The sequence below is a fragment of the Bdellovibrionales bacterium genome, from assembly GCA_019750295.1.
Lineage (GTDB): Bacteria > Bdellovibrionota > Bdellovibrionia > Bdellovibrionales > JAGQZY01 > JAIEOS01.
This window is the reverse complement of the sequence record JAIEOS010000067.1, coordinates 1-9,473: the sequence shown is the minus strand read 5'-3', so window position 1 is coordinate 9,473 and position 9,473 is coordinate 1. Positions and strand designations below refer to the sequence as shown.

Below are 9,473 nucleotides of genomic sequence, written 5' to 3'. Positions count from 1 at the left end.
TTACAGGTGGTTTGAATGAGCGGAGCAAATAAATCCGTCTGATAGTTGTCGGCCTTCCCCTGCATCACTGCGGTCACTCGCTCAAGACCTGCGCCGGTATCCACCGAGGGCTTGGGCAAAGGAGTAAGTTTTCCCGAACCATCATCGTAGTACTGCATAAAGACCAGATTCCAGATCTCCACATAGCGATTATCATCTTGTCCGAATTTAGCCGTGGGGTTTCCCGCACCAGGACCGTGATCATAAAAAATTTCGGAGCAAGGGCCGCAAGGGCCAACGTCTCCCATGCGCCAGAAGTTATCTTTTTCTCCGTAGCGAACGATGCGATCGCGGGGAACACCCTCTTGCTTATGCCAGATCTCTTCGGCCTCATCATCGGTCTCAAACACCGTCACGTAGAGTTTATCCTTCGGAATTCCCATCTTATTGGTCAAAAGATCCCACGCAAACCGGATGGCTTCTTTTTTAAAATAATCGCCAAAAGAAAAATTCCCAAGCATTTCGAAAAAGGTGTGGTGACGAGTCGTATAGCCGACGTTTTCCAGATCGTTGTGCTTTCCGCCCGCCCGCACGCACTTTTGAATGGTCACCGCACGCTTGTAATCCACGTTCTCGGTTCCCACGAAGACGTTTTTAAATTGGTTCATCCCGGCGTTCGTGAACAACAACGTGGGATCATTGAAGGGAACCAAACTTGAACTCGCCACATGGCGATGTTCAAGGCCCTCAAAATGAGAAGTGAATGCTTTTCTGACGTCTTGATGTTTCATGATCTGATCCTAGTTACACGATTGATGGTCTCAAAATCGAAACCACGACTTTGTAAAAAACGAGCTACCTTTTTCTTATCGAGTTGAGACAGATTTGACAAATCGGAAAAGCGCCCTTCGGCTAAACTTCGTGCTTTTTCCTCTTCGATGTCGGCATCTCGGGGCACCATGGGCAGTTTTTTCTGTTTTAAATACTGCATAATATACAAATAGCTCTTCCGTTTGCGATGCAGGCTATTTGCAACCTTTTGCGCCATCACCTCGGGCTTAGGCATCCAACTGGATCCCACGACTTTTTCCATGGCCGTGGCGATCTCTTCAGGCGTGTATTTCGCACGCTTAAGCTTTTGTATCAACTCGTGTTCCGAATGATCCCGCAAAGCGAGATAGTCCATCACCTTATTGTAGGCCGAGCGCCGAACATATCGCTTTTCTTCTTTTTCGTTTTCCATGGGAAGCCCTACTTTTTAGGCTTTTGAACATAGCCTTCGTCGAGGGATAAGTCATCATGATCGTCCCACTTCATCTCGACTTTGCTTTTGGCTTCGATATTTTCGTCCCAGTCCGAATCGACTCCGGACTGAATGCCTTTAACTTTGAGTTTAAAGTTCTCCGTCTGCGAAGTGTACTTAAGGGCCTCTTCAAGACTCACGTGGCCATCGAGCACGAGGTGAATCAAACTCTGATCAAAAGAGCGCATTCCAGTCTCTTTGGCGCTGGTTTCAATGGCGTCGAGGATTTGATTGGAGCGTTCCGGATCCTCGATCATTTCCTTAATGCGTTGGTTGTTCACGAGAATTTCGCAGGCCGGAACCAGGCCGTTTCCATCTTTCCGCATGATCAATCTTTGACTGATCACCGCCCGCAGAACATTGGCCAGCTGTCGGCGAATCTGTCCCTGCTGCTCCGAAGGGAATTGCGATAGTATTCGGTTAATGGTCTCGCGCGAATCTAAAGTGTGTAAGGTCGAGAACACAAGATGCCCCGTCTCTGCGGCGATCAACGCGGTCTCAATCGTTTCGCGATCGCGCATCTCACCGACAAAAATCACATCCGGATCTTGCCGCAATGTAGCTCTCAAAGAGTTCGCAAAGGAATTCATATCAATGCCCAATTCTCTCTGAGAAATAATGCTCTTTCGGTCCTTAATATAATATTCAATGGGATCTTCGAGAGTAATAATATGTTTGTTCGCCGTCTGATTGATATGATTAATCATCGAAGCGAGAGTCGTCGATTTCCCACAACCCGTCACCCCAGTCACTAGAACAAGTCCACGCTCCGACTCCGCGAGAGTTTTAACCACGTGAGGAAGCGCGAGAGAATCGAGAGCTGGAACTTGCTTCGTGATAAAACGAACCACAAAGCGAGTGGTTCCGCGCTGGCGAAAGATATTCATACGAAAGCGACCCACATCAGGAATTTCGTAACCTTTATCGATTTCTTTTTCAGTGACGAGATCGGCCACTTCATCCGGCGTCAGAGCCTGAGTGATCAGCTCTTCCATATCTTCGGCAGAAAGTGGTTTCTTCGAAGGATAAAGTGGCTTCAACAACCCAAAACGACGAATGACCGGAACGACGCCCACTTTGAGATGGATGTCGCTCGCGTTAACCGCTGCAGCTTGAGTGAGAATTTCGTTAAAGGTATGTTCCACTCCTAGTAGTATCAAAAATCGGAGGCCCGTTGTCTACATCAACCGCGATAAACAGCATCAGCAAATGGATCGCCACCGGCCTCGGTGTCGGCTACATCCGCCCTGCTCCCGGCACCTGGGGCAGCGCCCTCGCGATGATCCTGGTCTACTTCACCTCTGCCCACTATTTAATCACCATCGCTCTCACCATCCTCGCCTACATCACCATTTACGTTTACGAAAAAAACCACGAGCACGACGACCCCACCGTCGTCATTGATGAAATCGCAGGCATATACTTATCATTTTTATTTTTACCACTAACACTGCCAATTTTAACAGCAGGCTTCCTCCTATTTCGATTTTACGACATCCTAAAACCTTTCCCCATCTCCTGGGTCGACAAAAACACACCCGGAGCCTTCGGCAGCCTCCTCGATGACATGCTCGCTGGAGCCTTGACCGCAGCCACAATCCATCTGATTGTACACCTCGGCTGGCTCTCCTGATTTGAGCAATAAATTCTTTTTTTCTGGAGAGTTTTTGAGGACCTCCCGTTAGCGTGACGCGATTTCCGACTTCCTGTCGGAAAAACGGGCGAGGGCATGGAGCCCGCGTCCGAAAAAGCTGTCCAGAAAAAAAAGAATTTATTGCTCAAATCAGGACCACCGATCTGCACGCAAAGATTATTTAAATTCTGGGGGAAATCTTTTGGACAACAACCTTGATTTAATTTTGAGCGAACTCACGTTGAGAGGACAAAGGTTATCTTTGGCCGAGAGTTGTACGGGTGGATTGCTTTCCGGAAAATTAGTCGGCACTTCGGGGATTTCTGCAGTTTATTTGGGGGGTGTTGTCGCCTACTCCAACGAAATTAAGGAAAAAGTTTTAGGCGTTTCTCCGTCGCTGATAAAAACGCTGGGCGCCGTGAGCGACGCTACAGCTCTGGCGATGGCCCGAGGAGTTAAGCGCTTGACCGGTTCTTCGTGGGCTGTAAGCATAACCGGAATTGCCGGTCCGAATGGGGGCACAGATAAGAAACCTGTGGGCACTGTTTGGTTTGCCGTTGTTGGCCCCGGAATTGAAGTCGCAGAAAAGAAGTTGTTTTCGGGCGATCGCTCACAGATACAAAAACAGTCTGTGGATTTTGCTTTAGATTTATTAAAACGTAATATTAAACGGCAGCGCGCGGATGCGCCGCTAGAGGAGTAAGAAAATGGATGTATCCAAGAACAAAGCAGAGAAACTAAAGGCGTTAGAACTTGCAGTTGGTTCTATCGAAAAAGAATTTGGTAAAGGTTCGATCATGCGTTTAGGCGCTAAAGAAATGCTTTACGATGATGTACCCGTAATTCCTACCGGCGCTTTGAGTTTAGATCTCGCCCTTGGAATCGGTGGTTACCCTCGTGGTCGTATTATCGAAATCTACGGACCAGAGAGCTCTGGTAAAACAACTCTGGCTCTCACCGCCATTGCTCAAGCGCAAAAAACCGGTGGCGTTGCCGCTTTCGTGGATGCCGAGCACGCTTTGGATGTGAACTACGCTCGCAAACTCGGAGTCAATACCGAGGATCTTTTGATCTCTCAACCCGACACTGGTGAACAAGCTTTAGAAATCACAGAAACATTAGTTCGCTCTGGCGCCATCGACGTATTAGTTGTCGATTCCGTTGCAGCTCTTACTCCTCGCGCAGAAATCGAAGGCGACATGGGTGATAGTCACATGGGTCTACAAGCTCGTTTGATGTCTCAAGCTCTTCGTAAACTCACAGGTGCGATCAGCAAAACGAACGTCACTCTGATTTTCATTAACCAAATCCGTATGAAGATTGGTGTGATGTTCGGTAACCCAGAAACAACGACGGGTGGTAACGCTCTTAAATTCTACTCTTCGGTTCGTTTAGATGTACGTCGTATCGGTGCGATCACGAGCGGTGAAGAAACTGTCGGAAACCGTACTGCTGTCAAAGTTGTGAAGAACAAAATGGCACCTCCATTTGCTAAAGTCGAATTCGACATTATGTACGGAGAAGGTATTTCTACAGAAGGCGATGTTTTAGATCTCGCAGTGAAGTTTGAATTAGTGGAAAAGTCCGGAGCTTGGTACAGCTACAATGGAGAGCGTATCGGTCAAGGTCGCGATACTGCGAAAAACTTCCTTAAAGAGAATCCCAAAATCGTTGCGGAACTTCGCTCGAAAGTGATTGCACTTAAAGGTATTAGTGTTGTGGCTCTTTCGGAAGACAAAGGCACAGACAAACCCGAAAAAGCGACAGCTTCTGCAGCTCCCAAGGAAACTAAGGACACCGCAAAAGACGTTAAAAAAGCAGCCGCTCCTAGCAAACCGAGCCCTGCCGCTCGTCAGTAGCGAGCTCATACGAGCGACAACTGTCGCTCGTATCCACAACAGTCATCCCGATTGAAGCGGTCATCCTGAGTGAAAGCGAAGGATCTTACAAAGGCGCTACCCAGCGCCTTTTTTATTTCCCTTAAAAGGGCCAGTTCTGAACGGCCAACTGCACCGAAAAGCGATACCAGCTCACCAGTGTGTCCCAATTCCAGTAAGCAGCGCCCGCGGCCGTGGTCGCACCAGGAAGAACCCAAGCACTATAGTGATCAAACTTCGAGGTTGTATCTAAGCGAGAAATAAATCCCAGAGTTTCGATTTTTCCTTCGGCCGCGACCATCATATTTAATAGAACTTTGTAATTGGCATGTTGGTTCGCCAGAGTGGACACTTGCGTTTTAAGATCATTCCAAGTGTCCATGTTGTTGGACAAACGCGCCAGCGTCTCGAGGAACTGCGCTGACTTCGCACTATCCCCTTCGGCCACCGCTTCTCTAAATGCATCCAACTGAGGTTGCCCTTTCGGGGCTAAAAGAACCGCTTCAAGATTCTCGAAGTGAAGTGAGGTCACGTAAGTGTTGTAATCAAGACCAATCAATTTGGAAATCGGCCCACGATAGGCCTCGGGAATAATATGATTCACAAACTTCCTAAAGTTTTCCACATGAAAAATCGAGCGAATCATTATTCGACGAGCATATTGCTTTTCGATTTGGCGGATATGTCTTAACCAATAAACCAAAATCTGAGGCCGTGAGGAAACAATTTGAGACGCCTCCGCCGTTGTTAAATCGGCCTCGGCCAAAAGATCCATCTTAAAACGCTCGGCAATGGTATCGACACTGAGACGACCCCGGATATACTTAAGATTGTCCTTCATCGCCTGAGAAATCTCGGGATCTTTTTCCAAGCGACTGACATACCACTCGGCATAACGATACTCATCGTTCGTGCGCGCCACAATCTGATCAAACACGTCGACGATGGCCTCTGGCGAGGGATTTTTCTCCGCATAAATTTGACGAACCTTAACGGCCAAATCTTTAAGTCTTGCCGTTTGGGTCAGGCCCATGAGAACAAATCGAGCACTCTTGACTAAACCCTCATTGCGAGTCGTACGATCTCCCGTGATGTAAGCCTTAAGATAAGAAAGCGAAATAAAATAGGACTCATAAAGGTCGCGATAAACATGAGCTGCTTTAAGCGCATCTCCTTGATTCAATGCCAAAGCAAACCGCTCCCGGCGGAGTCTCATGTTACGAACCGATTGATTGAGCATCTGCCCCATATCTTTAAGTTGGGCATCGATCTCTGCATCGTATTTCTTTTTGGCGTAGTAAAGCATCTCGTAGATCGTTTTATCGTTGATGCTCTTATCTTTGAGAACCTGACGTGCAAGAACCACCAAGTGAGCCACGTCAGAGTCCGTGAGCTTGTTCTCTATGACCGCCGTTTCTCGAATAAAAGCCGTAATGATTTGATCTGGGATTCCCGAAGCAATGGCCTCTTGAACCTCTTTAGAGAATTGCGAGGTTTGCTTGGAGAAAAGACTCGCACACAGATTTTTTTCCGCAACGGCCGTGCTCACTGAAACTAAAGAGAGAAAGAGAAGAATGGACTTCATTATTATCCTCAAGCTTAGGGTTTAAAATTTTCCTTTTTATGAGAGTGGAATCTCAAAAAGCAGGGATGAAGCCGCTGGAATAGCGTTGGGATGTAAAAATTGCCGGAACCTTCTGATTTTATTCACAAAAAACAAAAGGCGAACTCATTGGGAGTTCGCCTTTATTCAACAAAGTTGTATTCTTAATTTAATAAGTTATTCAATTTCGCAAGAAACTGGCACTTCCATAGACCAAGATGGTCCGCTGACAATGGCATCACCGGTAAATGTAATTCCATCAGTAGTTGTCGTCTTAATCACCGTCTTGAGAAACTCAAGCTTTCCATTCATCTCTTTTTCGGAGTAGATCACTAGGCGAAACTCGTCTCCACTGTTCCAGTACTGTCTTATGTCTTCTTTTGTTAAAGCATAATCAAAAGTAAAAGAAACACCATCATCCCCAATGGACCCGTTCGCTTGGCCCTCAGCACTGACGATCGCGTTTTCAAAGCTTCTACTCGTCACACCGTAAATTGTAATTTTAGCATTATTTACTGAGGCATCAGTTTCACAGCTGAAGCTTCCAGTGGCAAAAGCATTGAAACCGAATAACGACAGTAAGCAAAACAAAACTTTATTCATACATTCTCCTTTTGGAAGATATTTGGCCAAGATTACATTCACGGCGCTCTCGACATCAAAGAAATTGGCGTGCATTGAAAAAGGGATAATAAGTTTAGAATATGAGTTTGAATAAATTCTAAGGATCAGAGGTTAGACCCCGTATTAGGGGTAACTCTCAACCACTGAAGTTTCACCAGCGCAGACGGATGAAAGCCCCTGCTCCAGGGAATAATTATAAGAGCCACGCGTGCAGAGCATGTCTATATTGCGGACGACCCAGCCATCAATACTCATCTGATAGACCTCGAAGGATAAGTTTTCCTGCATGTAAACGTAAGAGCTTGAGTTCTTTACGGACTCACAGGTTCCAGTGATTGTTTTGACCGGCATTGATTTGAGAACTTTTTCGATAAAGATACTTTCTCCGGGATCGGCCTCTGGACTCACGACGATGCCGTTCTCTGTCTTAAAATATCCTTCGGCATCCGAGCATCTGTCCCAGGAATATTGCGCCTGGGAACTGCTGACGGAGAGAACGAAACAGATCGCGATGAGGATTCGATAGTCCATACTCATTCCCCCTTAGTGAGTGACGGCTTTAACAACCGCCTCGGCATCTAAACCGTGAAGCTTGTAAAGGTCCTTGGCCGTGTAGGAACTCCGACCAAACTCGTCCCCCACTCCCAGGGTGCGAAGTCTGTTGATCTTGATATCATGACTTAATAGCTCTGGAACTAAGACCGAGGCCATACCACCAATCACACGATGGTCTTCCAAGGTCACTAAATTGCCGTCGGCTTTGGGTAACCATTTCGCAAAAAATTCAACATCGGGACGATTCATCACCGCCGGATTAACTACGATCGATCCAATATTCTTCTGGGCCAGTTTTTCTTGAGCTTCAAGGGCCTCACTCACCAACGAACCCGAAACAGCGATCATGACTTTTTGAGCCGCATTCCCCAAACGATCCGAGATCACATGAGCTTTCCCTAGCTTGTAGGTGGCGGTCTCATTAAATTTTGGAGGAAACGTTTCGCGACCTAAAAAGAATAAATAGCTCTTTCCAGCCACACCCCGCTTTTTATCCTCGGCCATCTGCTGAAGCGCTTGAGACACCAAGTGGTAGGCCTCTTCGCTACACGTGAGACAATAGGTCTCCACATGGGGAATAGAGCCAGACATCGCGAGATAGGCCAAAGCTTGGTGAGAGGCTCCATCCGCTGCATCTTGAAACCCGGTGTGAGAAAAAATGCCCATGACAGGTCCTTCGGAAAGACCACTCATGATTAAAGGCAACGCGCCTTTAGTGACACCGAATTGCGCGAACGTGTCTACGACCGGGAGATATCCCTGCTTGGATAAACCTATGCCCATGCTCACCATGTTCGACTCCGCCACTCCGACTTCGAACGTGTGGGCGGGGAATTTTTTTCTGAAGTTTTCAACGCCAGTGGACCCTTGAAGATCCGCAGAGATAGAGATGACCGGAAGCTGATGCTTCTCAACGGCCTCTATGAGAGCTTTGCTCACGCCGTCTTGAGCTTTTTCTTTTTTAACAGAGGATGCCGATGTCGTCGTTTTTTTCGATTCGCGAGCGACCAAATCCTCCAGCCACATTTTTAACTGTTGGGGCATTTCTTGAGCTGAAAAAATCTCGGTTAAAAATGCAGGAAGCTCGTCGTATTTTTTGAGCGGAAAACCATGTCCTCCGGAGGAAGACTCTTCGGTCTTTTTGACACCCTTTCCTTTAATCGTTTTGCACCAGAGGGCAACCGGTGTCGTTGGATCTTTTTTAAGAGCGTCCATCGCTTGCTCAATCGCCGTGAAAACACCTTGGAGGTCATGTCCGTCACCGACCGTGATCACATTCCAACCTTGCGCGGCTAATGAAGCGAAAGTGGGAGTCATCGAAAAACTATCTTTATCGATACGACCAGATAGTTTTGTGTTGTTATCGCTGATCATACACAGCACAGGACCTAATTTTTTATTGGCCGCTAAACCCGGGATCGCCGCAAACGCTTCGCGGGCCTCCCCTTCCATGCAGCCGCCGTCGGAAATCGCAACCACCGTTGTTCGTGGAGAAGCACTCAATGATTCGGCCGCCGCCAACCCCTGGGCTTGGGGAAGTCCAGAACCTAACGGGCCGTTGCTAATGTAAACAGATTGCGGAAATAAATGCGCTTCACCGTGACCAGTTAAAACACTTTCAATACTTCTAAAGTGACGAAGATGTTCGATATCCAGCCCGGCGAGTTTATAGTTCGCCTTTAGAGCGTAAAGACCGTTTTCGCAATGACCGGCATCATTCACAAAATGGAAGAGTTGGTGCCATTCCTTTTTTTGTTTTTGTGACTGCCAAAACATGTAACCGAAAATGGCGGACATCATTTCGGCAAAACCAGATGGACCACCGAAATGGCTCGCAGCTCCACCGATGACGGCCTCCATATCCATCAGTGCCACCAATCCTCGTGTCGCCGTCGGTGA

10 protein-coding genes are annotated in these 9,473 nt (G+C 47.4%); 3 read left to right on the top strand and 7 right to left on the bottom strand.

Annotation, left to right across the window (positions count from 1 at the left end; all coding sequences use genetic code 11):
* The 3 genes from K2Q26_11890 to K2Q26_11880 form a co-directional block, all read right to left on the bottom strand.
* Positions 1-770, bottom strand: a 770-nt coding sequence (locus K2Q26_11890) for an alanine--tRNA ligase (protein ID MBY0316217.1), incomplete at its 3' end; no start/stop codon positions are given.
* Positions 767-1,222, bottom strand: coding sequence for a recombination regulator RecX (locus K2Q26_11885; protein MBY0316216.1), 456 nt, complete (start codon positions 1,220-1,222; stop codon positions 767-769). The genes K2Q26_11890 and K2Q26_11885, both read right to left, overlap by 4 nt.
* 8 nt (positions 1,223-1,230) lie before the next feature.
* A complete protein-coding gene (locus K2Q26_11880) occupies positions 1,231-2,427 on the bottom strand; it encodes a PilT/PilU family type 4a pilus ATPase (GenBank protein MBY0316215.1) in 1,197 nt (398 codons plus the stop codon).
* A 29-nt stretch (positions 2,428-2,456) separates the two neighbouring features.
* On the opposite strand from K2Q26_11880, the gene K2Q26_11875 reads away from it, so the two are divergent.
* The 3 genes from K2Q26_11875 (at position 2,457) to recA (ending at position 4,774) form a co-directional block, all read left to right on the top strand.
* On the top strand, positions 2,457-2,915 hold the full coding sequence (locus tag K2Q26_11875) for a phosphatidylglycerophosphatase A (GenBank protein MBY0316214.1): 459 nt from the start codon (positions 2,457-2,459) through the stop codon (positions 2,913-2,915).
* Between the two features lie 202 nt (positions 2,916-3,117).
* On the top strand, positions 3,118-3,618 hold the full coding sequence (locus K2Q26_11870) for a CinA family protein (protein ID MBY0316213.1): 501 nt from the start codon (positions 3,118-3,120) through the stop codon (positions 3,616-3,618).
* A gap of 4 nt (positions 3,619-3,622) precedes the next feature.
* Positions 3,623-4,774, top strand: a complete 1,152-nt coding sequence (recA, locus tag K2Q26_11865; GenBank protein MBY0316212.1) for a recombinase RecA — start codon at positions 3,623-3,625, stop codon at positions 4,772-4,774.
* A gap of 121 nt (positions 4,775-4,895) precedes the next feature.
* Here recA and K2Q26_11860 read toward each other — a convergent pair whose 3' ends face one another.
* From K2Q26_11860 to K2Q26_11845, 4 genes are all read right to left on the bottom strand, one after another.
* Positions 4,896-6,377, bottom strand: coding sequence for a hypothetical protein (locus K2Q26_11860; protein ID MBY0316211.1), 1,482 nt, complete (start codon positions 6,375-6,377; stop codon positions 4,896-4,898).
* A gap of 195 nt (positions 6,378-6,572) precedes the next feature.
* Positions 6,573-6,998: a hypothetical protein gene (locus K2Q26_11855; protein MBY0316210.1), complete on the bottom strand. Its 426-nt coding sequence runs from the start codon at positions 6,996-6,998 to the stop codon at positions 6,573-6,575.
* A 144-nt stretch (positions 6,999-7,142) separates the two neighbouring features.
* A complete protein-coding gene (locus K2Q26_11850) occupies positions 7,143-7,550 on the bottom strand; it encodes a hypothetical protein (protein MBY0316209.1) in 408 nt (135 codons plus the stop codon).
* Between the two features lie 12 nt (positions 7,551-7,562).
* Positions 7,563-9,473: transketolase (locus K2Q26_11845; protein MBY0316208.1), on the bottom strand; the 1,911-nt coding region annotated here is incomplete at its 5' end.

Bases quoted from the DNA above. Each gene is read 5' to 3' on its own strand.
- K2Q26_11860 (MBY0316211.1), bottom strand. From the start codon at position 6,377: ATGAAGTCCATTCTTCTCTTTCTCTCTTTAGTTTCAGTGAGCACGGCC.
- K2Q26_11855 (MBY0316210.1), bottom strand. From the start codon at position 6,998: ATGAATAAAGTTTTGTTTTGCTTACTGTCGTTATTCGGTTTCAATGCT.
- K2Q26_11885 (MBY0316216.1), bottom strand. From the start codon at position 1,222: ATGGAAAACGAAAAAGAAGAAAAGCGATATGTTCGGCGCTCGGCCTAC.
- recA (MBY0316212.1), top strand. From the start codon at position 3,623: ATGGATGTATCCAAGAACAAAGCAGAGAAACTAAAGGCGTTAGAACTT.
- K2Q26_11850 (MBY0316209.1), bottom strand. From the start codon at position 7,550: ATGGACTATCGAATCCTCATCGCGATCTGTTTCGTTCTCTCCGTCAGC.